This is a genomic window from Streptomyces sp. NPDC102360 (assembly GCF_044766085.1).
Classification (GTDB): Bacteria; Actinomycetota; Actinomycetes; order Streptomycetales; family Streptomycetaceae; genus Streptomyces.
The window spans coordinates 364,491-390,503 of the sequence record NZ_JBIWLG010000007.1 but is presented as its reverse complement, the minus strand read 5'-3'; the positions used below and the strand labels follow the sequence as shown (position 1 = coordinate 390,503).

The 26,013-nt window shown below is 70.3% G+C and carries 24 protein-coding genes and 1 tRNA gene; 6 read left to right on the top strand and 19 right to left on the bottom strand.

Annotation, left to right across the window (positions count from 1 at the left end):
* Positions 1-137 precede the first annotated feature (137 nt).
* The 13 genes from ACIRHA_RS27290 to ACIRHA_RS27230 form a co-directional block, all read right to left on the bottom strand.
* Positions 138-800, bottom strand: coding sequence for a protein-tyrosine-phosphatase (locus tag ACIRHA_RS27290; RefSeq protein WP_351343943.1), 663 nt, complete (start codon positions 798-800; stop codon positions 138-140).
* Entirely contained in the window at positions 797-1,444 is a 648-nt protein-coding gene (locus ACIRHA_RS27285) for an L-threonylcarbamoyladenylate synthase (protein WP_351343946.1), read from the bottom strand. The genes ACIRHA_RS27290 and ACIRHA_RS27285 overlap by 4 nt, the downstream gene beginning before the upstream one ends.
* 74 nt (positions 1,445-1,518) lie before the next feature.
* Complete coding sequence (gene prmC / locus ACIRHA_RS27280) at positions 1,519-2,358, bottom strand: peptide chain release factor N(5)-glutamine methyltransferase (RefSeq protein ID WP_403850969.1); 840 nt, start codon at positions 2,356-2,358, stop codon at positions 1,519-1,521.
* Between the two features lie 88 nt (positions 2,359-2,446).
* Positions 2,447-3,523, bottom strand: coding sequence for a peptide chain release factor 1 (gene prfA / locus ACIRHA_RS27275; RefSeq protein WP_403850966.1), 1,077 nt, complete (start codon positions 3,521-3,523; stop codon positions 2,447-2,449).
* A 133-nt stretch (positions 3,524-3,656) separates the two neighbouring features.
* A complete protein-coding gene (gene rpmE, locus ACIRHA_RS27270; RefSeq protein WP_100595864.1) occupies positions 3,657-3,878 on the bottom strand; it encodes a 50S ribosomal protein L31 in 222 nt (73 codons plus the stop codon).
* Positions 3,879-4,032: 154 nt separating this feature from the next.
* Positions 4,033-5,163, bottom strand: coding sequence for an LCP family protein (locus tag ACIRHA_RS27265; protein ID WP_403850963.1), 1,131 nt, complete (start codon positions 5,161-5,163; stop codon positions 4,033-4,035).
* Positions 5,164-5,468: 305 nt separating this feature from the next.
* Positions 5,469-7,571 carry a transcription termination factor Rho gene (gene rho, locus ACIRHA_RS27260; RefSeq protein ID WP_403850960.1) on the bottom strand — a complete coding sequence of 701 codons (2,103 nt, stop codon included), beginning with the start codon at positions 7,569-7,571 and terminating at the stop codon, positions 5,469-5,471.
* 406 nt (positions 7,572-7,977) lie between these two features.
* On the bottom strand, positions 7,978-8,904 hold the full coding sequence (thrB, locus tag ACIRHA_RS27255) for a homoserine kinase (protein ID WP_403850958.1): 927 nt from the start codon (positions 8,902-8,904) through the stop codon (positions 7,978-7,980).
* Positions 8,905-9,231: 327 nt separating this feature from the next.
* Entirely contained in the window at positions 9,232-10,290 is a 1,059-nt protein-coding gene (gene thrC, locus ACIRHA_RS27250; RefSeq protein WP_403851164.1) for a threonine synthase, read from the bottom strand.
* A gap of 14 nt (positions 10,291-10,304) precedes the next feature.
* Positions 10,305-11,597 (bottom strand): homoserine dehydrogenase, encoded by a 1,293-nt coding sequence (locus ACIRHA_RS27245; RefSeq protein WP_403850956.1) that lies wholly within the window; start codon positions 11,595-11,597, stop codon positions 10,305-10,307.
* 112 nt (positions 11,598-11,709) lie between these two features.
* Complete coding sequence (gene lysA, locus ACIRHA_RS27240; protein ID WP_403850954.1) at positions 11,710-13,101, bottom strand: diaminopimelate decarboxylase; 1,392 nt, start codon at positions 13,099-13,101, stop codon at positions 11,710-11,712.
* Positions 13,102-13,138: 37 nt separating this feature from the next.
* Positions 13,139-14,206: an ArgS-related anticodon-binding protein NrtL gene (nrtL, locus tag ACIRHA_RS27235; RefSeq protein ID WP_403850951.1), complete on the bottom strand. Its 1,068-nt coding sequence runs from the start codon at positions 14,204-14,206 to the stop codon at positions 13,139-13,141.
* Positions 14,207-14,308: 102 nt separating this feature from the next.
* Positions 14,309-14,833 (bottom strand): response regulator, encoded by a 525-nt coding sequence (locus ACIRHA_RS27230; protein ID WP_403850948.1) that lies wholly within the window; start codon positions 14,831-14,833, stop codon positions 14,309-14,311.
* Between the two features lie 114 nt (positions 14,834-14,947).
* On the opposite strand from ACIRHA_RS27230, the gene ACIRHA_RS27225 reads away from it, so the two are divergent.
* Positions 14,948-15,019 (top strand) — tRNA-Arg (locus ACIRHA_RS27225).
* Positions 15,020-15,101: 82 nt separating this feature from the next.
* Here ACIRHA_RS27225 and ACIRHA_RS27220 read toward each other — a convergent pair.
* From ACIRHA_RS27220 to ACIRHA_RS27205, 4 genes are read right to left on the bottom strand one after another with little or no spacing between them, the layout of a single operon-like run.
* Positions 15,102-15,560 (bottom strand): MaoC family dehydratase, encoded by a 459-nt coding sequence (locus tag ACIRHA_RS27220; protein WP_403850946.1) that lies wholly within the window; start codon positions 15,558-15,560, stop codon positions 15,102-15,104.
* Between the two features lie 5 nt (positions 15,561-15,565).
* Positions 15,566-17,059, bottom strand: coding sequence for a long-chain fatty acid--CoA ligase (locus ACIRHA_RS27215; protein WP_403850943.1), 1,494 nt, complete (start codon positions 17,057-17,059; stop codon positions 15,566-15,568).
* A 32-nt stretch (positions 17,060-17,091) separates the two neighbouring features.
* A complete protein-coding gene (locus ACIRHA_RS27210; protein WP_403850941.1) occupies positions 17,092-17,967 on the bottom strand; it encodes an amidohydrolase family protein in 876 nt (291 codons plus the stop codon).
* Complete coding sequence (locus ACIRHA_RS27205; protein WP_403850939.1) at positions 17,964-18,896, bottom strand: SDR family NAD(P)-dependent oxidoreductase; 933 nt, start codon at positions 18,894-18,896, stop codon at positions 17,964-17,966. The genes ACIRHA_RS27210 and ACIRHA_RS27205 overlap by 4 nt, the downstream gene beginning before the upstream one ends.
* Positions 18,897-19,036: 140 nt before the next feature.
* On the opposite strand from ACIRHA_RS27205, the gene ACIRHA_RS27200 reads away from it, so the two are divergent.
* Together ACIRHA_RS27200 and ACIRHA_RS27195 are read left to right on the top strand one after the other, a co-directional pair.
* Positions 19,037-19,498 carry a MarR family winged helix-turn-helix transcriptional regulator gene (locus ACIRHA_RS27200; RefSeq protein WP_403850936.1) on the top strand — a complete coding sequence of 154 codons (462 nt, stop codon included), beginning with the start codon at positions 19,037-19,039 and terminating at the stop codon, positions 19,496-19,498.
* A gap of 228 nt (positions 19,499-19,726) precedes the next feature.
* Positions 19,727-20,881, top strand: a complete 1,155-nt coding sequence (locus tag ACIRHA_RS27195) for an acyltransferase family protein (RefSeq protein WP_403850933.1) — start codon at positions 19,727-19,729, stop codon at positions 20,879-20,881.
* 111 nt (positions 20,882-20,992) lie between these two features.
* On the opposite strand, the gene ACIRHA_RS27190 is transcribed toward ACIRHA_RS27195, so the two are convergent.
* Positions 20,993-21,949, bottom strand: coding sequence for a Ku protein (locus ACIRHA_RS27190; RefSeq protein WP_403850930.1), 957 nt, complete (start codon positions 21,947-21,949; stop codon positions 20,993-20,995).
* A 75-nt stretch (positions 21,950-22,024) separates the two neighbouring features.
* Between ACIRHA_RS27190 and ligD the strand changes: the two genes are divergently transcribed.
* The gene (gene ligD / locus ACIRHA_RS27185) at positions 22,025-22,906 is read left to right on the top strand and encodes a non-homologous end-joining DNA ligase (protein ID WP_403850928.1); all 882 of its coding nucleotides are present in this window, start codon (positions 22,025-22,027) and stop codon (positions 22,904-22,906) included.
* Positions 22,907-23,076: 170 nt separating this feature from the next.
* On the opposite strand, the gene ACIRHA_RS27180 is transcribed toward ligD, so the two are convergent.
* Positions 23,077-23,880, bottom strand: coding sequence for a nuclease-related domain-containing protein (locus ACIRHA_RS27180; RefSeq protein ID WP_403850926.1), 804 nt, complete (start codon positions 23,878-23,880; stop codon positions 23,077-23,079).
* A 111-nt stretch (positions 23,881-23,991) separates the two neighbouring features.
* Between ACIRHA_RS27180 and ACIRHA_RS27175 the strand changes: the two genes are divergently transcribed.
* Positions 23,992-24,675, top strand: a complete 684-nt coding sequence (locus tag ACIRHA_RS27175; RefSeq protein ID WP_403850923.1) for a hypothetical protein — start codon at positions 23,992-23,994, stop codon at positions 24,673-24,675.
* A complete protein-coding gene (locus ACIRHA_RS27170; RefSeq protein WP_403850921.1) occupies positions 24,672-25,955 on the top strand; it encodes an ATP-binding protein in 1,284 nt (427 codons plus the stop codon). Before ACIRHA_RS27175 ends, ACIRHA_RS27170 begins: the two co-directional genes overlap by 4 nt.
* Positions 25,956-26,013: the final 58 nt, after the last annotated feature.

The following is a 26,013-nucleotide window of genomic DNA, read 5'->3' as shown; positions in this document are numbered from 1 at the left end:
GCCGCCCGCGCTCACGCCACGGGGCTCCGCCCCGGACCCCGCGCCTCAAACGCCGGCGGGGCTGGATCGCCTCAATCGCATCTTTTAAGCCCCTGCGGCGATTGAGCAGCGGGGTCCGGGGCGGAGCCCCGTGGCGGCTACTTCGTGATGCCTGTCAGGGCCGTGACGACCGGGGCCAACGCCTCGTTGATCTCGCCGCCGACCGACTGGAAGAACGGGAGGGGCGCGCCGTACGGGTCGTAGACCTCGTCCGCCTCGACACTCGGGGCAAGAAGCCACCCGCGTAGAGCCGCGGCAGCCCGCACCAGCGAACGGGCCCGCTCGACCACACCGGACTCGATCGGATCCGGCAGCGTGGCCGGATCTATGGCCTGCACGAGCCGCGTGAACTCCTTCAGCGTGAAGGTCCGCAGACCCGCGCTGTGACCCATGGAGATGACCTGCGCCCGGTGGTCGCGGGTCGCGGTCAGGACCAGGTCGGCCCTTATGACGTGGTCGTCGAGAAGCTCACGGCCGACGAAGCCGGAGGCATCCGCCCCGAAGTCCGCCAGGACCGTTTCCGCATTGGCCTCCATGGGCGCGCCCTCATGGCCCCAGGTGCCCGCGCTCTCCACGACGAGCCCGCCGGCGAGCGGCGCGCCGAGCCGGTCCGCGAGGGCGTGCCGCGTCAGCCGCTCGGTGATCGGCGAGCGGCACACGTTGCCTGTGCTGACGTGGAGGATGCGGAAGGTGTCACCGGGGAGAGCCGGCGTGCGTACGTACCCGTTGCCTATGCCACGCCCCGTCTCAGGGGCTGTCAATTCGCCACCTCGAGGTCGGGTACGACCTTGCGCAGCTCGTCCGCGGTCAGCGCGCCCTCGCGCAGCAGGACCGGGATCTTGCCGGTGACGTCGACGATGGATGACGGGATGTTGCCGGGCGTCGGCCCCCCGTCGAGGTAGACGGAGACGGAGTCGCCGAGCATCTCCTGCGCGGCGTCGCAGTCCTCGGGGGCCGGGTGGCCGGTCAGGTTCGCGGAGGACAGCGCCATCGGGCCGACCTCGGTGAGCAGTTCGATGGCGACGGGGTGCAGCGGCATCCGGACCGCGACGGTGCCACGGGTGCTGCCGAGGTCCCACTGCAGCGACGGCTGCTGCTTGGCGACGAGGGTCAGGCCGCCCGGCCAGAACGCGTCGACCAGTTCCCAGGCCATCTCGGAGAAGTCCGTGACGAGCCCGTGCAGCGTGTTCGGCGACGGGATGACGACCGGCGTCGGCATGTTGCGGCCACGGCCCTTGGCCTCCAGGAGGTCGCCGACCGCCTCGGGCGTGAAGGCGTCGGCACCGATGCCGTACACGGTGTCGGTGGGCAGCACGACCAGCTCGCCGCGGCGGACTGCGGAGGCGGCTTCACGCAGGCCGGTAGCGCGGTCCACTGCGTCATTGGTGTCGTAGCGCCGTGCCATCTAGCGGGCCTCCTGCTCTGCGTACTGCTCTGCGGATCGCTCGAATTCGTCAAACTCAAAGGACAGCGCGTCGGTCACGGCAGCGCCTTGCGTGCGGTCGCGAACCTCGGGCGGTTGTTGAGGTCGGGGTGGTCGGCGGCGTCCGCCCAGCCCCGCTCCTCGGTGAAGATCCACGGCACCTGGCCGCCCTGCGTGTCCGCGTGCTCGATGACGACGATGCCGCCGGGGCGGAGCAGACGGTGGGCGGTGCGCTCGATGCCACGGATCAGGTCGAGCCCGTCCTCACCGGAGAACAGGGCGAGGTCCGGGTCGTAATCGCGGGCCTCGGGGGCGACGTACTCCCACTCGGTGAGCGGGATGTACGGCGGATTCGAGATCACCAGATCGACCTGGCCGTCGAGGTCGGGGAAGGCCGTCAGGGCGTCGCCCTGGCGCAGGTCGACCCTGGACCCCTCGACGTTCTTGCGCGTCCATTTGAGCGCGTCCTCGGACAGCTCCACGGCGTGCACGCGCGAGCGCGGCACCTCCTGGGCGAGCGCCAGCGCGATGGCGCCGGAGCCGGAACAGAGGTCGACGATCAGCGGTTCGACGACGTCCATCGCGCGCACGGCGTCTATGGCCCAGCCGACGACCGACTCGGTCTCCGGGCGCGGCACGAACACCCCGGGACCGACCTGGAGCTCCAGATAGCGGAAGTAGGCGTGCCCGGTGATGTGCTGGAGCGGCTCGCGGGCCTCGCGGCGCGCGGTGGCCTCCCAGAACCGGGCGTCGAAGTCCACGTCCTTGACGGTGTGCAGCTCGCCCCGCTTGACCCCGTGCACGTAGGCCGCGAGCTCCTCCGCGTCATTGCGCGGCGAGGGCACGCCGGCGTCGGCGAGGCGCTGGGTGGCCTGGGCCACTTCCGCGAGCAGCACGCTGCGGGGGTTCGGGGGTCGCCCCCCAAAATGTTGCTGCACGCTGTTCCTCCGGGCTGAGCTGTCGTACGGGGCGGGCGGTGCGGTTCTACGCGGCGGCGAGCTTGGCGGCCGAGTCCGCGTCGACGCACGCCTGGATCACGGCGTCGAGGTCGCCGTCGAGCACCTGGTCCAAGTTGTAGGCCTTGAAGCCGACGCGGTGGTCCGAGATGCGGTTCTCCGGGAAGTTGTACGTACGGATCTTCTCGGAGCGGTCGACGGTGCGGACCTGGCTGCGGCGGGCGTCGGCGGCGTTCTTCTCCGCTTCCTCCTGCGCCGCTGCGAGGAGCCTGGAGCGCAGGATACGCATCGCCTGCTCCTTGTTCTGCAGCTGGGACTTCTCGTTCTGGCAGGAAGCCACGACGCCGGTGGGGATGTGCGTGATCCGGACGGCGGAGTCGGTCGTGTTGACGGACTGCCCGCCGGGGCCCGAGGAGCGGTACACGTCGATGCGCAGATCGTTCGCGTGGATCTCGACGTCGACCTCCTCGGCCTCGGGCGTGACAAGCACGCCTGCGGCGGAGGTGTGGATGCGGCCCTGCGACTCGGTCGACGGCACACGCTGCACGCGGTGCACGCCGCCCTCGTACTTCAGGCGGGCCCAGACACCCTGGCCGGGCTCGGTCGCACCGTTCCCGCCCTTGGTCTTCACGGCGACCTGGACGTCCTTGTAGCCGCCGAGCTCGGACTCGGTGGCGTCGATGATCTCGGTCTTCCAGCCGACGCGCTCCGCGTAGCGCAGGTACATGCGCAGCAGGTCGCCCGCGAACAGCGCGGACTCGTCGCCGCCGGCGCCGGCCTTGACCTCGAGGATCACGTCCTTGTCGTCGGACGGGTCGCGCGGGACCAGGAGGAGCCGCAGCTTCTCTGTGATCTCCTCGCGCTGCTGCTCGAGGTCCTTGACCTCGGCCGCGAAGTCCGGGTCGTCGGCGGCGAATTCCCTGGCCGTCTCGACGTCGTCCCCGGTCTGCTTCCAGGAGCGGTACGTGGTGACGATCGGGGTCAGCTCGGCGTAGCGCTTGTTGAGCTTGCGCGCGTTCGCCTGGTCGGCGTGGACCGACGGGTCCGCGAGCTTCTTCTCCAGATCGGCGTGCTCACCGATCAGTTCCTCGACGGCCTCGAACATCTCCGGCTCCTGCAGTTACGGGGGTGCTGTGTCATTCCGGGATGCCCCCGGACACCGGGGGCTGCACTGCAAAGCGCCGGTCCCGGTGCCCCCGCGATGAACAGGGGCACCGTGGACCGGCGCTGGAGCTTCGCTACTTGTTGGCAGCCGCAGCCTTGCCGAAGCGGGCCTCGAAGCGGGCCACACGGCCACCGGTGTCGAGGATCTTCTGCTTGCCCGTGTAGAACGGGTGGCACTCGGAGCAGACCTCGGCACGGACGGTGCCGGACGAGATGGTGCTACGGGTGGTGAACGACGCGCCACAGGTGCAAGAGACCTGCGTCTCGACGTACTCGGGGTGAATGTCGCGCTTCAAGGTGTCTCCTAGGTTCATGGAGGGCGCCGGGTCGCTGACGCGGGATGCGGGAGCGTGAACCGGGGCCGACGTACCAGTCTGCCAGGACTGGCCGTATCCCCCAAAACCGAGGAGGGCCCGGAAGTATTCCCGGCCCTCCCCGAGGGGGTCCTGGCTACTTCACGACGCTGTCGGCGGAGCCCTTGGCGGAGTCCTTGGTCGCCGACTTCGGGACGGCCTTGTCGGCGTCGAGCGCCTTCCAGACCTTGTTCGCGTTGGTCTTGTCCAGGAGCACGCGGTTGGCGTCGTTCGGGTCGTAGCGCACCGGCAGCGTCACCATGTTCATGTCGCCGGAGCCGATGCCCTTGAGCCCGCTCGCGAACGAGGTCAGGTCCTTGACCGAGGCCAGCTGCGAGTCCGTGGTCACCGTCTTCGTGGCGGTGTTCGCGAGTGCGTACAGCTTGCTCGGGCTGGTGAAGACGCCGACGTTCTTGATCTGGTCCATCAGGGCCTTCATGAACGCCTGCTGGAGCTGGATGCGTCCCAGGTCGCTGCCGTCCCCGACGCCGTGCCGGGTGCGGACGAGGCCGAGCGACTGCTCGCCACTGAGCGTGTGCGTGCCCGCCTCGAGGTTCAGATGGCTGTCGGGGTCGTTGATCGCCTTCGTGGTGGTGACCTTGACGCCCCCGAGGTCGTCGATCAGCTTCTGGAAGCCGCTGAAGTCGACCTCCACGTAGTGGTCCATGCGGATTCCGCTCATGGACTCGACGGTCTTCACCGCGCAGGCCGCGCCGCCCGTCGAGTACGCGGAGTTGAACATGGCCTCGCTCTGCGCCGGGTACTCGTTGCCGTTCTTGTCGGTGCACGAGGGCCGGTCGATGAGCGTGTCCCTGGGGATGGAGACGATGCTGGCCCGCTTGTGGCCCTTGTAGACGTGGACGACCATCGCGGTGTCCGAGCGCGCCGAGCCCTCGTCGGCGCCGCCGCCGACCTTCTCGTTGTCCCCTGCCCGGGTGTCGGAGCCGAGGACGAGGATGTCCTCCGAGCCGTTGTCCACGTCCTGCGGACGGTCGGTACCCAGCTGCGAGTCGATGTCGACGCTCTTGATGTTGCCGTTGAGCTGGAAGTAGACGTACCCCAGGCCGGTTCCACCGAGGACGACGACGCCCGCGGCACTCCACGCCGCGATGCGCAGCGCCTTGCTGCGCCCGCTGCGCGGCTTGCGGCGGCTGCCCTTGACGCCGCGGTGGCGCCCGGGCTTGCTGTCACGGTCCGGCATAACTCCTCGCAGGTTCGTCTGCTTCATGGTCCTTCGGTCCGCTTCTTCGTTCACTCGGTGTGACGGCGGACCGCCATGAAGGGTTGCACAAACACGTGTGCGCATTCTGGGACGGAAGAGCGACCGTACGTAGCGGGATCAACGACCTGCAACCTTCTCACCTGCACTTTCACGCCCATGTGCCGCATGCTTCACAGAGGGCACAGATCCTTATACGTGTGGTGAAGGTCTCTGGCCGACGAGTGCCCCGAAACGTTTGGACCAGGCACGGAAAAGGGCTGGGCCCCGCCGCGTGAAGCGGCGGGGCCCAGCCCTTGGATCCGGGTGAAGCGTCAGTCGTTGCCGTTGCCCGGCGTCGGCGTCGTCTTCTGGATCTGCAGCAGGAACTCCGCGTTGGACTTCGTCTGCTTCATCTTGTCGAGCAGCAGCTCGATCGCCTGCTGCTGGTCGAGCGCGTGCAGCACGCGACGCAGCTTCCAGGTGATCGCCAGCTCGTCGCTGCCGAGCAGGATCTCTTCCTTACGGGTACCGGACGCGTCCACGTCCACCGCCGGGAAGATGCGCTTGTCCGCGAGCTTGCGGTCGAGCTTGAGCTCGGCGTTGCCGGTGCCCTTGAACTCCTCGAAGATGACCTCGTCCATGCGGGACCCGGTGTCCACCAGTGCGGTGGCGAGGATGGTCAGCGAGCCGCCGTCCTCGATGTTGCGGGCCGCACCGAAGAAGCGCTTCGGCGGGTACAGGGCGGTCGAGTCGACACCACCGGACAGGATGCGGCCGGAGGCCGGCGCCGCGAGGTTGTACGCGCGGCCCAGACGGGTGATCGAGTCGAGCAGCACGACGACGTCGTGACCCAGCTCCACGAGGCGCTTGGCGCGCTCGATGGCGAGCTCGGCGACCGTGGTGTGGTCCTCGGCCGGACGGTCGAAGGTCGAGGAGATGACCTCGCCCTTCACCGACCGCTGCATGTCCGTGACCTCTTCCGGACGCTCGTCGACGAGGACGACCATCAGGTGGCACTCGGGGTTGTTCACGGTGATCGCGTTCGCGATCGACTGCAGGATCATGGTCTTGCCGGTCTTCGGCGGGGCCACGATCAGACCGCGCTGGCCCTTGCCGATCGGCGCGACGAGGTCGATGATGCGCGTCGTCAGCACACCCGGGTCCGTCTCCAGGCGGAGGCGGTCCTGCGGGTAGAGGGGCGTCAGCTTGTTGAACTCCGGGCGCCCGCGGCCGGATTCGGCCGCCATGCCGTTCGCCGAGTCGAGGCGGACGAGCGCGTTGAACTTCTCGCGGCGCTCGCCGTCCTTGGGCTGACGCACGGCACCGGTGACGTGGTCACCCTTGCGCAGGCCGTTCTTGCGGACCTGGGCCAGGGAGACGTAGACGTCATTGGGACCCGGCAGGTAGCCCGACGTACGGATGAAGGCGTAGTTGTCGAGGATGTCGAGGATGCCCGCGACGGGGATCAGGACGTCGTCCTCGGAGATCTGCGGCTCGTTGCCGAAGCCCTGCTCGTCGCGCCCACGACGCCCACGGCGGTCGCGGTAACGGCCCCTGCGCCCGCGGCGACCGCCGCCGTCGTCGTCGTAGCCGTCGTCCTGCTGGTTGTTCCGGCCGCCGCCCTGCTGGTTGCCGCGGTTGCCGCCCTGGCTGTTCCCGCCCTGGTCGTCGCCCTTGCCGCCGCGGCGGTCGCGGTCACCACGATCGCGGTCGCGGTCGCGTCCACCACGGCCGCCCTGACGGTCGCCGCCCTGGCGGTCGCCCTGACGGTCACGGCGGTCGCGACGACCCTCGTTGCCGTCCTGGCCGCCGTCGCCCTTGTTGCCGTCGCCGCCGTCCTGACGCTCCTGCTTGTCCTGGCGGTCCTGCTGGCGGTCCTGCTTGTCCTGCCGCGTGTCGGCCTTGGCCTCGGCGGTGACCGTCTCGGGGCTGCCCGCCTCGGACGTGGCACGGCGGCGACGACGCTCGCCGGCCGGCTGCTCGTCGCTGGCGCCCTGGCCGGGGATCTCGATCTGCTGCTGGGCGGTGGCCTTCTTCGCCTTGGCGTCGGCCGTCTCGGCCTTGTCCGCCTTGGCAGCCGACTTCGCCGGCGCGGCGTCGGCCGCGGGCTCGTCGCCGGTACGGGCCTTCGAGGTGGCCCGCCGCTTCGGCTTCGTCTCGGCGGCGTCGGCGCTCTTCGCCGGGGCGCTCTGGGAGTTGCCTCCCCCGGACTGCGCCTCCTTGATGACCTCGATCAGCTGGCTCTTGCGCATCCGCGCAGTGCCCTTGATACCGAGGCCCGATGCGACCTGCTGCAGCTCGGCCAGCACCATGCCGTCAAGGCCGGTACCGCGGCGCCGCCGGGCGGGCGCGGCGGAGGCGTCCGCAGAGGACGCGGCGGGCGCGGCAGCAGAGCTGTCGGCAGTCACGCCCATCAGATCGGTGGTGTCGCTCACGAAGGGTCCTTCCCTGGAGCGGACGTCGGCCTGTCTGGCTCGGCGACCGTGTTGTGCTGTCCGGCGGTGGTCCAGCCTGTACGGACCGTGTGCCGGGGCGGTTGTCCGCCGAAGAGGCGGAAGATTCGGTGGTGACGGCGTAGCCCGATTCCGCGGGTGCACTGGATTTCTGTGTCACGCGGCTCGGTCACGCCGGTTCCGGAGCGTGCTCGCCACTCTTCAGTGCCACATCTCGACATGCGAGGACGCTGCACAGAATCGCTGGGGAGGCTCCCGGAAGAATGGTTGTCCCTGACGGGGACACACAGCACCTCGCCATGGTAGGGCCGGGTGCAGACTTGAGGTTAACACTACCGGATCCAACAAACATTCCCCCTCTCGTAATCCGGCAACCGGACGCATTCGATCAGACGCTGTAGGAGCCAAGCGGCAGCACGCTCGCTCCGTCGACATCGAGGTCAAGGCGGTTCGCCGCCCAGCCCTCCCCGGCCAGCCGGGCGACCTTGTCGGCCGTTTCTTCCTCCACCAGAGCGAGCACAGTCGGCCCCGCTCCGGAGATCATCGCGGGCACCCCGTCGGCCCGCAGCCGCTCCACCAGGGCGGCGCTCTCCGGCATCGCCGGCGCCCGGTACTCCTGGTGAAGGCGGTCTTCCGTGGCCGGGAGCAGCAGCTCGGGGCGCCTGGTCAGGGCCTCTACGAGCAGGGCCGCCCGGCCCGCGTTGGCCGCGGCGTCCACGTGCGGGACGGTGCGCGGCAGGAGTCCTCGGGCCATTTCGGTGAGGACGGGCTTTCCGGGGACGAAGACCACCGGAACGATGGAACCGGCCGCGTCGAGACGGACCGCCCGGCCCGCGCCGGTCTCGGTCCACGCGATGGTGAAGCCACCGAGCAGGCAGGGGGCCACGTTGTCGGGGTGGCCCTCGATCTCGGTGGCGAGTTCGAGCAGTGCGGCGTCGTCGAGCACGGCGGCGCCGCCTATCGTCACGGCGCGCGCGGCGACCACGGCCGACACGATCGCGGCGGACGAGGAGCCCAGGCCGCGGCCGTGCGGGATCCGGTTGGCGCAGACGATCTCGAGACCGCGCGGCTGTCCGCCGAGGGCGTCGAAGGCCGTGCGCAGGGACCGTACGAGAAGGTGCGACTCGTCGCGGGGCAGGGTCTCGGAGCCCTCACCGGCGATGTCGATGTTCAGCCCGGAGTCGGCGACCCTGACGACCACGTCGTCGTAGAGCCCCAGCGACAGACCGAGGCTGTCGAAGCCCGGGCCGAGATTGGCGCTGGTGGCGGGGACGCGCACCCTGACGGCGGCGGCGCGGAACGCGGGACCGGCCATCGCTCGATGACTCTCCTTGAGCTGCGGGATGTTTCGAGAACTTCCGAAGGAATGCTTTGACCGACGAGATGTACGACAGTCGAGGTTTTCGAGAACTTCCGAGACTTCCGATGTTTTGTGGTGCGTAGGTCGACACCCGGGCCGCGATCGACACAACAGCGGCGGCACCACGGCATATGCGGTGGGCGGGTTCGCTACAGCCTATCGAAGGAAGGTTCCGTGGCGACATAGGGCGCACAGGAGGCGCACGATGCGTGTCGCAAGCCCCCCTGTGCACCCCCCTGTACGGAAAAGCCCAGTTGACGAGGTGTCAGCGTCGCATAAAAGTCACGCGAGGCCGAGGCGCTCGGCGGCCGCCGCGGCGTCGACCGGGACGGTGACGGGCTGCGGGGCGCCGGCGACGGCCCAGTCCGGGTCCTTCAGACCGTTGCCCGTGACGGTGCAGACGATCTTCTGGCCGGGGTCGACCTTGCCCTCCTCGGCGGCCTTCAGCAGACCGGCGACGGACGCGGCCGACGCGGGCTCGACGAAGACACCCTCCTGGGACGCCAACAGCTTGTAGGCGCGCAGGATCTCACGGTCCGTCACCTCGTCGATGAAGCCGCCGGACTCCTCGCGCGCGGCGAGCGCGTGCTGCCACGAGGCGGGGTTGCCGATGCGAATCGCGGTGGCGATCGTCGAGGGGTCCTTGACGACCTCGCCGCGCACGATCGGCGCGGAGCCCGAGGCCTGGAAGCCCCACATGCGGGGCGTACGCGAGGAGACGCCGTCGGCGGCGTACTCCTTGTAGCCCTTCCAGTACGCCGTGATGTTGCCGGCGTTGCCGACCGGGAGGACGTGGATGTCGGGCGCGTCGCCCAGGGCGTCCACGATCTCGAACGAGCCGGTCTTCTGGCCCTCGATGCGGTACGGGTTCACCGAGTTCACCAGCGCCACCGGGTAGTTCTCGGAGAGGCTGCGGGCGAGATTCAGGCAGTCGTCGAAGTTGCCGTCGACCTGGAGGATCTTCGAGCCGTAGACGAGCGCCTGGCCCATCTTGCCGAGCGCGATCTTGCCCTGCGGCACGAGGACGGCGCAGACCATCCCGGCCCGCACGGCGTACGCGGCGGCGGAGGCCGAGGTGTTGCCGGTGGAGGCGCAGATGACGGCCTGCGCGCCCTCCTCCTTGGCCTTCGTGATGGCCATGGTCATGCCGCGGTCCTTGAACGAACCGGTCGGGTTGGCGCCCTCGACCTTCAGGTGCACCTCACAGCCGGTGCGCTCGGAGAGCAGCCGCGCCGGCACGAGCGGCGTACCGCCCTCGCGCAGTGTCACGACCGGCGTGGTGTCGGTCACCGGGAGCCGGTCCCGGTACTCCTCGATGATGCCGCGCCACTGGTGGGTCATTCCGGTCATCCCTGCTACTCCCCTTCAACACGCATGATGCTGGCGACACCGCGCACGGTGTCGAGCTGACGCAGCGCGTCCACGGTCCCTGTGAGGGCCGCGTCGGCCGCGCGGTGGGTGACGACGACGAGGGAGGCCTCGCCGTCCTTCCCCGACTGGCGCACGGTGTCGATGGAGACACCGTGCTCGGCGAAGACCGTCGCCACCTGCGCGAGAACGCCGGGCTTGTCGGCCACGTCGAGGCTGATGTGGTACCGCGTCACGACATCGCCCATCGGTGAGACGGGCAGCTGTGTGTACGCGGACTGGCCGGGTCCCGTCGCGCCGCCCAGGCGGTTGCGGCAGACGGCGACGAGGTCGCCGAGTACGGCGGACGCGGTCGGCGAACCGCCCGCGCCGGGCCCGTAGAACATGAGCTGCCCGGCCGCCTCCGCCTCGACGAAGACGGCGTTGTACGCGCCGCGCACGGAGGCCAGCGGGTGGGACAGCGGGATCATCGCCGGGTGCACGCGGGCGGTGACGGACTGCCCGTCGGCGGCCCGCTCACAGATGGCGAGCAGCTTGATGGTGCAGCCCATCTCCTTCGCGGAAGCGAAGTCGGCGGCGGTCACCTCGGTCATGCCCTCGCGGTACACGTCGTCGAGGCGGACGCGGGTGTGGAAGGCGATCCCGGCGAGGATGGCGGCCTTGGCGGCGGCGTCGAAGCCCTCGACGTCGGCGGTCGGGTCGGCTTCGGCGTACCCGAGGGCGGTGGCCTCGTCGAGCGCTTCCTGGTAGCCGGCGCCGGTCGTGTCCATCGCGTCGAGGATGAAGTTCGTCGTGCCGTTCACGATGCCGAGGACGCGGTTGACCTTGTCGCCCGCGAGGGACTCCCTGAGCGGCCTGACCAGCGGAATCGCGCCTGCCACGGCGGCCTCGTAGTAGAGGTCCTCACCGTGGTCCACGGCCGCGGCGTGCAGGGCCTCGCCGTCCTGGGCGACGAGCGCCTTGTTGGCGGAGACGACGGAGGCACCGTGCTCGAAGGCGGTCGTGATCAGCGTGCGGGCGGGCTCGATGCCGCCGATGACCTCGACGACCACGTCGATGTCACCGCGTTTCACGAGCGCCGTGGCGTCGGTGGTGACCAGCGCGGGATCGATTCCCTCGCGCACCCGGGAGGGCCGCCGCACGGCCACACCCGCGAGTTCGACGGGGGCACCGATCCGGGCGGCGAGGTCATCGGCGTGCGTCGTCATGATGCGCGCCACCTCTGAGCCGACAACCCCACAGCCCAGCAGCGCCACCTTCAGCGGACGCGTACGCATCATGCGACCTCGTTTCCTTCTACGTACTTGCTCAGGTACTTCTACGGTGGGTCCAGTCTCGCCCACCGGACCGGGGTTTCAGCCCCAGGTCCGGATCGTGAGACGTAGATTTCATTTATCCGACGTCGAGACGCAGGAGATCTTCCTCCGTCTCGCGCCGGACGATCACCCGGGCCTCGCCGTCGCGCACGGCGACGACGGGCGGGCGAAGCGCGTGGTTGTAGTTGCTGGCCATGGAGCGGCAGTACGCGCCGGTGGCCGGCACCGCGATCAGATCACCGGCCGCGACATCCGCGGGCAGGAACGCGTCCTTCACGACGATGTCGCCACTCTCACAGTGCTTGCCGACGACGCGGACGAGCATCGGCGCGGCGTCGGAGCGGCGGGAGACGAGGGCGACGGTGTACTCGGCGTCGTAGAGCGCGGTGCGAATGTTGTCGGACATGCCGCCGTCGACGGAGACGTAGGTCCGCAGTCCTTCAAGCGGCTTGACGGTGCCGACGGTGTAGAGCGTGAAGGCGGTCGGGCCGACGATGGCGCGCCCCGGCTCGACGGAGATACGGGGGGTGCGGAGCTTCGCGGCCTCGCACTCGCGCGTCACGATCTCGTTCAGCGCCTTGGCGATCTCGTGCGGCTCGCGGGGGTCGTCCTCGCTGGTGTACGCGATGCCGAGGCCGCCGCCGAGGTCGATCTCGGGGAGCTCGACCCCGTGCTCGTCGCGGATGTCGGCGAGCAGTCCGACGACCCGGCGCGCGGCGACCTCGAAGCCGGCCATGTCGAAGATCTGCGACCCGATGTGCGAGTGGATGCCGATGAGCTCGATGCCGTCCAGCTTGAGGGCGCGCCGCACGGCCTCCGCCGCCTGCCCGTCGGCGAGGGCGATGCCGAACTTCTGGTCCTCGTGCGCGGTGGCGATGAACTCGTGGGTGTGGGCCTCGACGCCCACCGTGACGCGGATCTGCACGCGCTGCCGCTTGCCGAGGCCGTCGGCGATGTGGGCGACGCGCGCGATCTCCTGGAAGGAGTCGAGCACGATGCGCCCGACGCCCACCTGGACCGCGCGGCTGATCTCTTCCTCTGTCTTGTTGTTGCCGTGGAAGGCGATGCGCTCGGCGGGCATGCCTGCGGAGAGCGCGGTGGCCAGCTCACCCCCGGAGCACACGTCCAGGTTCAGCCCCTCCTCGTCCAGCCACCGCACGACGGCACGCGACAGGAAGGCCTTGCCGGCGTAGAAGACATCGGCGTCGGGACCGAAGGCGTCGCGCCAGGCGGCGCAGCGGGCGCGGAAGTCGGTCTCGTCGAGAAAGTACGCCGGGGTGCCGAACTCCTCGGCGAGGCGGGCGACTTCGACGCCGCCGACGGAGACGGCGCCGTCGGCGGTACGGGCGACGGTCTGCGCCCACACCTTCGGGTCGAGGACGTTGAGGTCGGCGGGTGGGGCACTCCAGTGCCCTTCGGGGAGCACGTCGGCGTGACGGGGACCGGCGGGGTGTGCGGAACGGCTCATGGCTGCGGTGCGCTCTCTTCGTCTACTTCTGTCTGTGTCACAGATTTTCGGGGGCGTCGATGCCGAGCAGGGTCAGGCCGCCTGCGAGCACCGTCCCGACAGCTTCGGCGAGCGCGAGCCGGGCACGGTGGGCGGCCGAGGGTTTCTCCTCGCCTTGGGGCAGTACGGCCGGGTGCAGCGAGGCCATGAAGGTGTCGGCGAGGCCGACGAGGTGCCGGGCGAGCCGGTCGGGCGCGTGCCGCTCGGCAGCGGCGCGGAGGATGCGCGGGTGGTCGGCGAGCGCGGCGAGGAGGTCTTCCTGTCCAGGTACGTCACCGGGGGCGGCGGTGAAGCCGAGGTCCGCGGCGCCGCGGGTCAGGGCGCGGGTGCGGGCGTGGGCGTACCGGACGCGGAAGAGCGGGTTGGTCTCGCGCTGGGCGAGGTGCGCGTCGCCTTCGTCAGCGATCCGGGGCCGGTCGTGGCCCGCGGAGTGGAGCAGGGCCCAGCGGGCGGCGTCACGGCCGAGCGGTACGGGGTCGGCGGGGGCGGGCACGGGCCGGACGTTGACGTCGGCATCGAGGGGGGTGCCCCCGCTCGCGTCGACCTGGACGCCGAGGACGTCGACCCACTCGGGCGGGGGTTGGCCGGCGCAGCTGGTCCGTACGAGGGCGCCCTGGGAGCGCAGGAGGCGGGCGACGGAGTCCATGACGACGAGGGCGCGCACCTCGCGGGGGGCATGCAGCTGAACGACCTGGCCGGTGGGGCCTTCCGTGAACCCGTAACGGTAACCGGCGCGCAGGATCTCCGTGACGAGCGCGCCGGAGGCGGTCGCGGGGTCGAGCAGCGTGACGTTCAGAAAACCGGGACCGGTGACGACGACGCCTCCGATACCAGGGCTTCCCTCCAGCCGCCGGGACAGGATCTCGGCGACCTGGCGCGGGGGCCGGCCCGCGGGGCGGGCGAGCTGCAGCGCGACGTTGGTGGCGTAGTCGCCCTGCCCGCCGGGCCGCGGCCGCTCGACGACGACCCGCTGCTCCGCCGCGCACACGGCAGCGTCGAGCTCACCGTCGTCGACCGCGCGACGGACGGCGCGCAGGACGGTGCGGGAGAGCTCGGCGGGGGTCACGGGACAAGCGTATGGGAGGAGGGGGGTGGGTCGGCGACCCGGTTTCCCGGAAGGTCTCGGGATGCGGACGGGGAGCCGCGGCGGCGGGAGCCTCCGGGTCGCTCAGGCGTCGGCGGTGCGGGTGGCCTGCTCGGCGTCATCGGCGGCGCTCACGGCACGCGCGGCGCCCGCCCGGGAGGCACCGGCGGGACCGGCACCCTGGCGCCCATGCTCGCTCAACTGCCCTACGACACGCACCAGTTCGCTGGGCTCGAAGGGCTTCGCGAGGAACGCGTCGACGCCGACGTCGAGCCCGCTCTCCACCTCGTACTGGGTGCAGGCGCTGACGACGACGATGGGCAGTGCCCGCGTACGGGCGTCCGCCCGCAGCCGGGCGGCGGTGCGCAGCCCGTCGAGCCGGGGCATCACGACGTCCAGCGTGACGACGTCGGGCCGCACCTGCTCGATCACTTCCAGACATTCGGCACCATCGGCCGCGGTCACGACCTCGAAGCCCTCCAGCTCGAGATTGACCCTGATCAGCTGCCGAATCACCTTGTTGTCGTCCACGACAAGGACTCGGCCGGACGCGCCTGGCACAACTCGAGAGTAGGTCGACACCGGCCACCGCGTCCGGGTTTTCCCCACTTCCGCCCCGTACAGGCGACCCGAGCCCCGCCGTCCCCCGCGCGATAACCCGTTCCTGAGGACCACAAAGGAGCTGGTAGGGTTCTACCCGTCGCCACACACAGTGCGGCGCACGCCCCCGTAGCTCAGGGGATAGAGCATCGGCCTCCGGAGCCGGGTGCGCAGGTTCGAATCCTGCCGGGGGCACCTTGTACGAGGTGCCTAAAGACCCCGCCATCAGCGCATTGCTGAGTGCGGGGTCTTTTTTGTGCGCTCAGGTTTTGTGCGCTCAGGCGTAGAAGCGCGAGATGCTCTGGAGGACCGCGGCCGGCTTGGCGCCGCCCTCTATTTCCATGGCGCCGTCGATGGTGATCTGCACTCCGCCGCCCGGCACTTCCTCCACCGAAGCCACCCGCGCCGCCAGGCGGATGCGGGAGCCCACCTTGACCGGGGAGGGGAAGCGGACCTTGTTGAGGCCGTAGTTGACCTTCGTGGTGACGCCCTGGACGTCCAGGAGGTCGGTGAAGAGGGGGATGAAGAGCGAGAGGGTCAGATAGCCGTGGGCGATCGGGGCGCCGAAGGGGCCGGCGGCGGCGCGTTCGGGGTCCACGTGGATCCACTGGTGATCACCCGTCGCGTCCGCGAACGTGTTGATGCGGTCCTGGGTGATCTCCAGCCAGTCGCTGGTGCCGAGGTCGGTTCCGGCGAGCTTCGTGAGTTCGGCCAGGCCGTTCACCGTGAGGGTCATTCTCGTCAGCCGTTCTGTGCGTAGGTGTCCCGCAGGCGGGACTTGATGAGCTTTCCCGAGGCCGTGCGCGGGAGTTCGCGGGCCAGGATCAGGGATTTGGGGATCTTGTACTTCGCCAACTGGCCGGAGAGGGAGGCCAGGAGGGACTCGGGGGGCGGGGCGGCGCCCTGGCGCGGGACGACGATGGCGCGGGGGACCTCGCCCCACTTCTCGTCCGGGACGCCGATCACCGCGCACTCCGCCACGTCGGGGTGGGCCAGGAGCGCGGCCTCGATCTCCGCAGGATAGATGTTCTCGCCGCCGGAGATGATCATGTCCTTGAAGCGGTCGACGATGGTGACGTAGCCGTCCGCGTCCACGCGTGCCGCGTCCCCGGTGCGGAACCAGCCGTCGGAGAAGGCGGCTTCGGTCTCCGCCGGCAGGCCCCAGTAGCCCGGCATCACATGCGGTCCGCGGACCACCACCTCGCCCGTTTCGTCCGCGCCCACCGGGGTCAGGTCCGGGCCCACCACCTGTACGTCGCTGAAGAAGTGCGGCACGCCCGCCGAGCCCGCCTTCGTCACCGCGTGTTCGGCGTCGAGGAAGAGGGTGCCGGGGGCCGCCTCCGTCATGCCGTAGCCCTGGAGGAAGGTGAGGCCGCGTTCCTGGTAGGCCGCGATCAGCGGGGGCGGGACCGGGGCGCCGCCGCAGGTCAGGATGCGGAGGGTGGAGAGGTCCGCCGTCGGCCAGGCCGGCTGGCGGGTCAGCAGGTCGAACATCGTCGGGACGCCGAACATGAACGTCACGCCGTGCCGCCGCACCAGGTCGAATGTCGCCGCCGGATCGAAGGAACCCACCAGGACGCACGTGCCGCCCTTCAGCAGCACTGGCAGCGTCAGCATGTTCAGGCCCGCCGTGTGGAACAGCGGCGCCGAGACGAGGGCGACCTCGTCCGCGATCAGGTCGTGGTCGACCAGGACGTTGACCGCGTTCCAGGTCAGGTTGGCGTGGGTGAGCATGGCGCCCTTGGGGCGGCCCGTCGTGCCCGAGGTGTACATGATGAGGCAGAGGTCGTCGCCGCCGACCGCCTCGTCGATCGCGTCCGACGGGGCGGCGGCGAGCAGTGCCTCGTATCCGCTTCCGGTGGCCTCGATCGTCAGGGGGACCGACAGGGCCTCCGCGGGCGCCCTGTCCCCCGCGTACAGGAGGACCTTCGCCCCCGAGTCCCCTACCTGGTAAGCGAGTTCAGTCGTCGACAGGCGCGTGTTGAGCGGGACGAAGACCGCCCCCAGGGTGCCTGCCGCGAACAGCGTCTCCAGGTACGAGGGGTGGTTCGGGCCGAGGTACGCGACACGGTCGCCGCGGCGGACGCCCTGTGCGCGCAGGGTGTGCGCCAGGCGCGTGGTGCGGTCGTGCAGGTCCGCGTACGTGTACGCCGTGCCGTTGTGGATCAGGGCGGTGCGGTGCGGGGTCTTGCGGGCCCGGCGTGCGGGCCATGACCCCAGTCCCTCGTTGCGCATACCGATCCCCTTCAGGGCTTGGTGAGTCCGGTTCAGGGCTTGGTGAGTCCCAGCAGACGGGCCGCGTTCTCCTTGAGGATCTTGGGGCGGACCGCTTCCTTGATGTCCAGCTTCGCGAAGTCCGCGAGCCAGCGGTCCGGGGTCAGGACCGGGTAGTCCGAGCCGAAGAGGACCTTGTCCTTGAGGAGCGTGTTCGCGTACTGGATCAGCTGGGGCGGGAAGTACTTCGGGGACCAGCCCGAGAGGTCGATGTGCACGCCCGGCTTGTGCGTCGCCACCGCCAGGGCCTCGTCCTGCCAGGGGAAGGACGGGTGCGCCAGGATGATCTTCAGGTGCGGGAAGTCGGCCGCGACGTCGTCCACGTACAGCGGGTTCGAGTACTTCAGGCGGATCCCGCCGCCGCCCGGCACGCCCGCGCCGATGCCCGTCTGGCCGGTGTGGAAGAGGGCGATCGTGCCCGTCTCCTCGATCAGCTCGTAGAGCTCGTAGGCCACGGAGCGGTCGTTCGGGAAGAAGGCCTGGATGGAGGGGTGGAACTTGAAGCCCTTGACCCCGTACTCCTCCACCAGGCGGCGGGCCTGCTTCACGCCTGCCCTGCCCCGGAACGGGTCGATCGAGGCGAAGGGGATGAGCGTGTCCGGGTGGGCGGCGGCCGCCTCCGCGACCTCCTCGTTCGGAACCGGCTCCGTGCCCGTCGCCGACTCGGCGTCGACCGTGAAGATCACGGCGGCCATGTTCCGCTCGCGGTAGTACGCGGCGGTCTCCTCCAGGGTCGGCTTCCGGTTTCCCTCGGTCTTGAAGTACGCGGACGACGCCTCGTGGAGGTCGTCGGAGAGGGAGCCGTGGCCGCGCGAAGAGACCTCCGCGTGGGTGTGTACGTCGATGGCGGCGAGGTCATCGATGTTCATCGGGTGACCCCCTCCGCGGTCTCCGGGAGCTTCGGGGCCGGGATGCCGACCGTCTCCGGCTCGGCGCCGACCGACGTGGGCCACGCCTCGGCTATCGCGTCCGGGGTCCAGCCCCCGTCCGCGTAGGCCGACTTGATCTCCTGCGGGTGCGACCAGAGCGTGAGCCGGTCGCCGCCGATGCCGATCGCCTGGCCGGTGACGGAGCGGGCCGCTTCGGAGGCGAGGAAGGGGACGAGGGCCGCGCAGTCCTCCGGTGTGCCGAAGCCCTCGCCCTTGCGCAGGAAGGACGGGAGCGGTTCGCCGTCGCGCATCGCCTCGATGTACGGGGCGAAGGCCGGGATCGTCTCCGTCATGGCCGTCGCGGCGACCGGCACGATCGCGTTGACCGTGATGTTCGCCCGGGACAGCTCCATCGACCACGTACGGGCCATGGCGACGATGCCGGCCTTCGCGGCGGCGTAGTTCGTCTGGCCGAAATTGCCCCGTTGCCCGGCGGGCGAGCCGACGAGGACGAGCGAGCCCCCTTCGCCCTGTTCGCGCATCCGGACGGCGGCGGCGCGGGCGCAGGTGAAGGTGCCCTTCAGGTGGGTGGTGAGCACCGCGTCGAAGTCGTCGTCGGTCATCTTCCACAGGACCTTGTCACGCAGGATGCCGGCGTTGGTGACCAGGACGTCGAGGCGTCCGAACTCACTCACCGCCCGCGCCACCAGACGGTCCGCGGCCTCGGCGGTACCGACCGGGACGACCTCGGCGACGGCCGTGCCGCCCGCCTCCCGGATGGACTTCACGGCCGCTTCGGCGACGGCCTCGTCGACGTCGTTGACGACGACCGAGGCGCCGTGGGCGGCGAGGGCGTGGGCGTAGGAGAGGCCGAGGCCGCGGCCGCCGCCGGTGACGACGGCCACCTTTCGGGTGAGGTCGATGGACACGTGGGGATCCCTTCCTGCCGGCGATACGTGGGGCAAGAAGGAAGCTAAGAGCAATAATTGGTGACGTCAATAGTTGTCGCCGACCCGTACGTTGCGAGAGACTGTCGCGACACCCGACAGGACCACCCCAGGGAGACCCCATGACCCCCGCCCCGATCGACGCGCACGAGCCATGGATGCGCGGGCTGCACGCCGACACGGGCTATCTGCTGTACCGGCTCGGCCTGCGTTCGGGGCAGCTGTTCAACGCCTCGCTCCAGGAGTCGGGCCTTCGCCTGCGCCACTACGCGGTGCTGCGCTTCCTGGCCACGGGCGAGGGCGCGCCGCAAAGGGAGTTGAGTGCGCAGCTCGGCTACGACCCGAGCGCGATCGTGGGTCTCGTCGACGATCTGGAGAAGGCCTCGTTCGTCGAGCGGCGACCGTCCCCCGGCGACCGGCGCAGCCGGATCGTGGTGCTCACGGACGACGGGCGGGACTTCCTGCGCGGCAGCAACGAGGCGGGGCTGCGCGTGACGAGCGAGCTGCTCGCGCCGCTGGACGCGGACGAGTGCGAGACGCTGCACGGGCTGTTGCGGCGGGTCGCGGAGGCCGGGCTCGGGTGACGCGCACTTTCGGCCGTTGTCGACTTCTCGCTACGGCGACGGGCACGAAACCCGTTTGAGTGTTTGTCATTCCTGATCAGGACTGTGAGAGCCGCCACGCGTGCACGATCCAGGTTTACTCGTGCCCCACCGCATGACTACGGTTCGGTCGATGTCTCGCAGCCACTTGAACCTCACGAATCCAGGAAGATGCGTATCCGGTAGCCGGGGTTCCCAACGGGAGGGATCGTGAGCGAACCGGTACAGCTCGCGGCTCATCGGGCCCCGCTGCCCGATCAGCAGGACACCGTCGCACCGTCCGCGAGCACTCCTTCCAGGAGACAGGCGGCCACACCGGCCACCACAGCGACACCGAAGACCGGCAAGGCCCGGGACGCGTTCTACGACAACGCCAAGTACCTGGCGATCGTCCTGGTCGCGATGGGCCACTCCTGGGAGCCGCTGCGCGACGGGAGCCGGGCGGCCTCAGCCCTCTACATCATCGTGTACACGTTCCACATGCCGGCGTTCATCGTGATCTCCGGCTACTTCTCGCGGTCGTTCGACGCGAGCCCTGCTCGGCTGAAGCGGCTGATCACGGGTGTGGCGGTGCCCTATGTGGTGTTCGAGGTCGTCTACACGCTCTTCAAGCGGTACGCCGGTGACGATCCCGGATACGACTTCAGCCTCCTCGACCCCTGGTACCTGACCTGGTTCCTGGTCTCGTTGTTCGTGTGGCGGCTGTCCACGCCGATCTGGAAGACGATCCGCTGGCCGCTGCCGGTGGCGCTCGCCATCGCGGCGCTCGCCTCCGTCTCCCCCAGCATCGGCGACGACCTGGACATGCAGCGCCTGCTGCAGTTCCTGCCCTTCTTCGTCCTCGGCCTGTGCCTGAAGCCGGAGCACTTCCAGCTGGTGCGCCGCAAGGAGGCGCGGATCATCGCGGTGCCGGTCTTCGGGGCCGCGCTGCTGTTCGCGTACTGGGCGGCGCCGCGGATGACCGCGGCCTGGACGTACCACCGGGACAGCGCCCAGGAGTTGGGCGCGCCCGGCTGGACCGGAATCGTCATGACCCTGGCCATGTTCGGCTGTTCGGTGATCCTCACGGCGTGCTTCTTCGCGTGGGTGCCGGGCCGCAAGATGTGGTTCACGGCGCTCGGCGCGGGCACGCTGTACGGCTACCTGCTGCACGGCTTCGTCGCCAAGGGGTCCCGCTTCTGGGACTGGTACGACAACGCCTGGATGCACACGCCGTGGGGGCAGGTCGTGGTGACGCTGCTCGCGGGAAGCCTGATCACGGTGCTGTGCACGCCACCGGTGCAGCGGATGTTCCGGTTCGTGATGGAGCCGAAGATGGAGTGGGCGTTCAAGCGGGACGCCGCGAAGGTTGCCAGGGGGCGGTAGCCCGCTTGGTGCCCTGGCGACGTGGTCGGGGTTGCGGGGCTCTGCCCCGGACCCCGCGCCTCAATCGCCGGCGGGGCTTGATCTGCTCAAGCGCCGCAGGGGCTCAATAGGTCAGGCCGACGTCTTCTTCTTGGGCGTCGGTTTCTTCTTTGCCGAGGTCGACTTCTTGGCCGCGGTGGTCTTCTTCGCGGCCGTCGTCTTCTTCGCGGGGGCCTTCTTGGCGGGGGACTTCTTCTTGCGGGAGCGGGACGACAGTTCCGTCACCTCGGCGACGTCCTCGTCCTCGTTCCGTGCCTTCTTGGCTGCCCGGACGCTGCTCTCCAGTGCCGACATGAGGTCGATGACCTTGCCGCCTCCGCCGCCCGGCTTCTTGGGGGTCTCGGCCGGTTCGGTGCCGGAGGCCTTCGACTCGATCATCTCCTCCACGGCGTCCCGGTAGTCGTCGTGCAGGGAGTCCATGTCGACCTCGCCGAGCGTGTCCATCAGGGCGTCCGCCAGATCGAGTTCGGCGTCGCGGACCGTGACGTGCGAGTCGGGGGCGGCGTCCTCCGGGGCCCGGATCTCGTCCGGCCAGAGCAGTCCGTGCATCGCGATCACGTCGTCGACGACCCGCAGCATCCCGAGCCGCTCCCTGCCGCGCAGCGCGAACTTGGCGATGGCCACCTTGTTGCTGCGCTTGAGCGCCTCGCGCAGGAGCGTGTACGGCTTGGCGGCCGGTACGCCGTTGGCCTGGAGGTAGTACGCCGTGCCCATCTGGAGCGGGTCGATCCGCTCGGCCGGCACGAAGGAGACGATCTCGATGGTCCTGGCCGTGGGGATCGGGAGCTGGGCGAGATCGTCCTCGGTGATCGGGATGATCGAGCCGTCGGCGTCCTCGTACCCCTTGCCGATCTCGTCGTTCGCGACTTCCTTGTCCTCCAGCTCGCACACCTTGTGATAGCGGATGCGGCCGCCGTCCTCCAGGTGGATCTGGCGGAAGGAGATCGAGTGGTTCTCGGTGGCGTTGACCAGCTTGATCGGGATGCTGACCAGGCCGAAGGAGATGGCGCCGTTCCATATGGAGCGCACGGTGGGCCTCCCGGTTCGCGTCGCCGATGAACGACATAGCAGACATAACGGGCTGGATTGCCAGAGTATTACCGTATGGCGCCCATCACAGAAGTGGAGGGGCGGCGGCTCACGCTCAGCAATCTGGAGAAGGTGCTGTATCCGGATTCCGGGTTCACCAAGGGCGAGCTGCTGCACTACTACGCGACGGCCGCGGAGGCCCTGCTCCCGCATCTGCGGGGCCGGCCGGTCTCCTTCCTGCGCTTTCCCGACGGGCCCGAGGGCCAGCGGTTCTTCGCCAAGAACGTGCCACCGGGGTCACCCTCCTGGGTGAAGACGGCCGAGGTGCGGCGCTCGGACGGGGTCGCGCGGCAGGTCCTCGTCCAGGACCTGCCGACGTTGATGTGGGCGGCGAACCTGGTCACCGAGTTCCATACGCCGCAGTGGCGGGTGGACGCGCCGGGGCTCGCCGACCGGCTCGTTCTCGACCTCGACCCGGGCGCCCCGGCCGACGTCGTGCAGTGCTGCGAGGTGGCCGGGTGGCTGCGGGAGCGGTTGGCGCGGGACGGGCTCGATGCGTACGCGAAGACCTCTGGGTCGAAGGGGCTGCATCTGCTCGTGTCGCTGGTGCCCACGGCGTCCGAGCGGGTCAGCGCGTATGCGAAGGGGCTCGCTCAGGAGGCGGAGGCGGCGCTGCCGGGGCTCGTGGTGCATCGGATGACGCGGAGCTTGCGGGGCGGGAAGGTGTTCGTCGACCACAGTCAGAATTCCGCGGCGAAGACGACGGCGGCGCCCTATACGGTGCGGGCGAGGGCCTTGCCGGCCGTGTCGGTGCCGGTGACGTGGGGGGAGGTTGAGGGGTGCGGTTCTGCGGGGGATCTGGTTTTTGTCGCGGGGGATGTTGGGGCGCGGCTGGAGCGGTATGGGGATTTGCTCGGGGGGTTGTTCGACGTTGGACGGGCGGGGGTGTTGCCGTGAGGGGGCGGATGTCGTTGCGGTCGCGGGGCGCTGCCCCGGACCCCGCGCCTCAATCGTCGGCGGGGCTTGATTTGGGGCTCCGCCCCGGGCCCCGCGCCTCAAACGCCGGCGGAGCTTGATCTGCTCAATCGCCGCAGGGGCTTAGAAGAAAGCGCCGGGGCTTGAGCGGGTCACACTCGGGTCCACGTGCCCCTGGCCCGCGCCATCATGTGGAGCGCCTCCACGTCTGCCGGTTTGAGGAGGCCGGCGGTGTGGGCGAGGGGTGGGAGGGTCGTGTCGGTGAAGACGTGGGCGTCGCGGGGTGGGGGTGTCACCTCCACGGACGACGGGTCCACCAGGACCAGGGCCGCGCGGACCTCCGCGGTGAGGGCGAAGGAGGCGCGGGAGGCGTCGGCGCGGGCCCGGCGCAGCAGGGGCTGCGGCTCCCCGCGGCCCGCCGTCACCCAGGGGTCGCCGACCCGCACCCGTAGCCTGCGCGCGGGCAGCACGTGCAGCGCGAACAGGCCGCCGGGGCCGATCAGCAGATGGTGGATGTGGGACCCGCCGGGCAGCGGCACCGAGTGCAGCACCCGCCAGCCCGCCGCCTCGAACCCGTCGAGGACCTCGCCCACCCGCGCCAGCGCGGCGAGCGCCTTGCGCCGCGGGTCGGTGCGCAGCCGGCGCTGCGGGCCCGGGTCGCGGTCCAGGGAGATGACGAGGTCCTCGCCCGGCCGGTTCGGCGCGAGGTCGTCGTCCGGGTGGAGGGTGAGCCCCGCCAGTTCGGCGGGGGTCGGCACCGGGGGCGGGCCGATGGCGACCTGGCCGGCGATGAACGGGCGGAGCACGTCGAGGACGTCCGCCCGGCGCGTCTCGCTGAGCAAGTTGACCCGGGCCGCGTCCCGGTCGTACCAGGCGACGTTCGTGCCGTCGTCCCCGCACACGTAGAGCCACTCCTGACCGTTCCGCCAGGTCGGTATGACGCGCAGTCCGCTCATGCCCCATCACCCCACGACCATGGGAGCAGCAAGCCATGCCGCAGGGCAAGAAGCCCGCAGGCCCGGCATGATGACCATCGCGACCCGTTCAACCCGGCAGGCAGGAGTGCAGTGAAGACAGCGCCCGCGCGCCTGCGCCGTTCGGTTCTCGCCGTGCCCGCCGCCGCGCTCCTCTGCGCGTGCGCCGGCTGCGGGGACCAGGGCGGCCTGGAGAGCGCGGGCCCGACGCCGACCGCCGTCGGCCCGGAGCGCCTGTGGCCCACGCTGCCGCCCGCGACCCGCGCCACCGACGACTACGGCGCCGGGGACACCTTCGTGGTCAAGGGGGTCGAGGTGCCCGGCGGGAAGCTGCGCGAGGTCGATCCGGTGACGATCGTGCGGGCCCGCGTCGCCGCCTCGCGCGACGACTACAAGGACATCGCGGCGGACGTCGCCGGCTGCCCGGCGTCAAAAGGCTGTCCCGTCCTGCGCGGCTACTACCGGGATCTGACCGGCGACGGCCGGGACGATCTGCTGGTCGCCGTCCGCGCCCCGCACCGCGAGGCGTACCTTCAGGCGTACACGTACAGCGGCGGGAAGCTGACCCAGATCATGGACGACAGGGACGCCGTCATCAACGTGCATCTGGCGGGCCGGAACATCGTGGTGCGCGCCGCCGCCGACCTGTCCGGGTACGAGTACCGCACGTCCTGGTCGTACGACGGTCACCAGAAGGCGATGCTGCCGACCCGCGACGAAATCCTGCGCACCGGCTCTTCGCACACTCCTGACGTACCGTCACCGAGCCGCTCATGAGCCCGCGCACGCTGCGGCTGCCCGCCTGGACCGCGTCCCTGACGTGGAAGGCGATGGTCTTCATCACGGTGATGTGCTGTGCGCTCGCCGCTCTGCTCGGCGTCCTCGTGCACGTCTCGGTCACCGATCAGACGACCGGTCAGGCCCGCGATCGCGCGCTCACCCTCCTGAAGTCCACCACCAAGCGGTACGAGGCCGGGGGCAGGCTCGCGCCGGGCGCGGGCCTCGATCCGCCGGGCCTGCCGGCCGAGTTGCGCGCCCTCGCCGCGCGCGGGGAGCGCGGCACGATGATCGCGGCGCACCCGGAGCGGCCGACGATGTGGGCGGCCGGCCCGGCTGCCACCGGCCGGGGCGGCGGGCGGGCCCTCGCGGTGCGGGTCGACTTCACACAGGGCCGGCGGACCATCGACGGGCTCGACGGAGCGATCCTCACCTCGTCCGCGCTCGCGATCGGGGCGACGCTGCTGGTCGGCGCGTTCGCGGTGACCCGCGTGACGCGGCGCCTGCACGCGACGGCGCGGGTGGCGCGCAGGATCAGCGCGGGCGACATGGACGCGCGCGTCGACGACCGCCGGACGAAGGATCCGGGGCGGCGCCACGACGAGGTGGCGGATGTCGCGGGCGCGCTCGACAGCATGGCCGCTTCGCTGCAAGCCCGGATCCTGACCGAGCAGCGGTTCACCGCCGACGTCGCGCACGAACTGCGCACGCCGCTGACCGGGCTGCACGCCGCCGCCGAGCTGCTGCCGCCGGGGCGGCCCACGGAGCTGGTGCGGGACCGGGTCGCCGCGCTGCGCACGCTCACCGAGGACCTCCTCGAGATCTCGCGGCTCGATGCCCGCAGCGAGCGCCTCGACCTGGACGAGAACCGGCTCGGCCCGGTGGCCGAGCGGGTGGTGCGGGCGTCCGGCACCGCGACCGAGGTCCACCTCGTGCGGGACGTCTGCGTGCTGACGGACCGTCGGCGACTGGAGCGGGTCCTCGGCAATCTCGTGGCGAACGCGCACCTGCACGGCGCCGCGCCGGTCACCCTGACCGTCGAAGGGCCGGTGATCACGGTGCGCGACCACGGCGCGGGCTATCCCGGCTATCTCGTGGAGCACGGACCGCAGCGCTTCCGCACCGAGGGCGGCGCCCGCGGGCACGGACTCGGCCTGACCATCGCGCTCGGGCAGGCCGAAGTCCTGGGCGCACGCCTGGAGTTCGGGAACGCGCCGGACGGCGGCGCGGTGGCGACACTGACGCTGCCGTACGAGGGGACCGAGTCCGGGACTCCGTAGCGGAGAGTGACCTTTTGCGCGCCCTGCGTGCCGCTTTTAGTGTGAAACCGGGCATTCA

Excerpts from the sequence above, each read along its gene's own strand:
- ACIRHA_RS27210 (WP_403850941.1), bottom strand. The coding sequence starts at position 17,967 with ATGAACATCGATGACCTCGCCGCCATCGACGTACACACCCACGCGGAG.
- ACIRHA_RS27170 (WP_403850921.1), top strand. The coding sequence starts at position 24,672 with ATGAGCCCGCGCACGCTGCGGCTGCCCGCCTGGACCGCGTCCCTGACG.
- ACIRHA_RS27265 (WP_403850963.1), bottom strand. The coding sequence starts at position 5,163 with ATGAAGCAGACGAACCTGCGAGGAGTTATGCCGGACCGTGACAGCAAG.
- thrB (WP_403850958.1), bottom strand. The coding sequence starts at position 8,904 with ATGGCCGGTCCCGCGTTCCGCGCCGCCGCCGTCAGGGTGCGCGTCCCC.
- ACIRHA_RS27180 (WP_403850926.1), bottom strand. The coding sequence starts at position 23,880 with ATGAGCGGACTGCGCGTCATACCGACCTGGCGGAACGGTCAGGAGTGG.
- ACIRHA_RS27285 (WP_351343946.1), bottom strand. The coding sequence starts at position 1,444 with ATGGCACGGCGCTACGACACCAATGACGCAGTGGACCGCGCTACCGGC.
- ACIRHA_RS27220 (WP_403850946.1), bottom strand. The coding sequence starts at position 15,560 with ATGACCCTCACGGTGAACGGCCTGGCCGAACTCACGAAGCTCGCCGGA.
- lysA (WP_403850954.1), bottom strand. The coding sequence starts at position 13,101 with ATGAGCCGTTCCGCACACCCCGCCGGTCCCCGTCACGCCGACGTGCTC.
- ACIRHA_RS27215 (WP_403850943.1), bottom strand. The coding sequence starts at position 17,059 with ATGCGCAACGAGGGACTGGGGTCATGGCCCGCACGCCGGGCCCGCAAG.
- ligD (WP_403850928.1), top strand. The coding sequence starts at position 22,025 with ATGGCGCCCATCACAGAAGTGGAGGGGCGGCGGCTCACGCTCAGCAAT.
- ACIRHA_RS27200 (WP_403850936.1), top strand. The coding sequence starts at position 19,037 with ATGACCCCCGCCCCGATCGACGCGCACGAGCCATGGATGCGCGGGCTG.
- thrC (WP_403851164.1), bottom strand. The coding sequence starts at position 10,290 with ATGACCCACCAGTGGCGCGGCATCATCGAGGAGTACCGGGACCGGCTC.
- ACIRHA_RS27245 (WP_403850956.1), bottom strand. The coding sequence starts at position 11,597 with ATGATGCGTACGCGTCCGCTGAAGGTGGCGCTGCTGGGCTGTGGGGTT.
- prfA (WP_403850966.1), bottom strand. The coding sequence starts at position 3,523 with ATGTTCGAGGCCGTCGAGGAACTGATCGGTGAGCACGCCGATCTGGAG.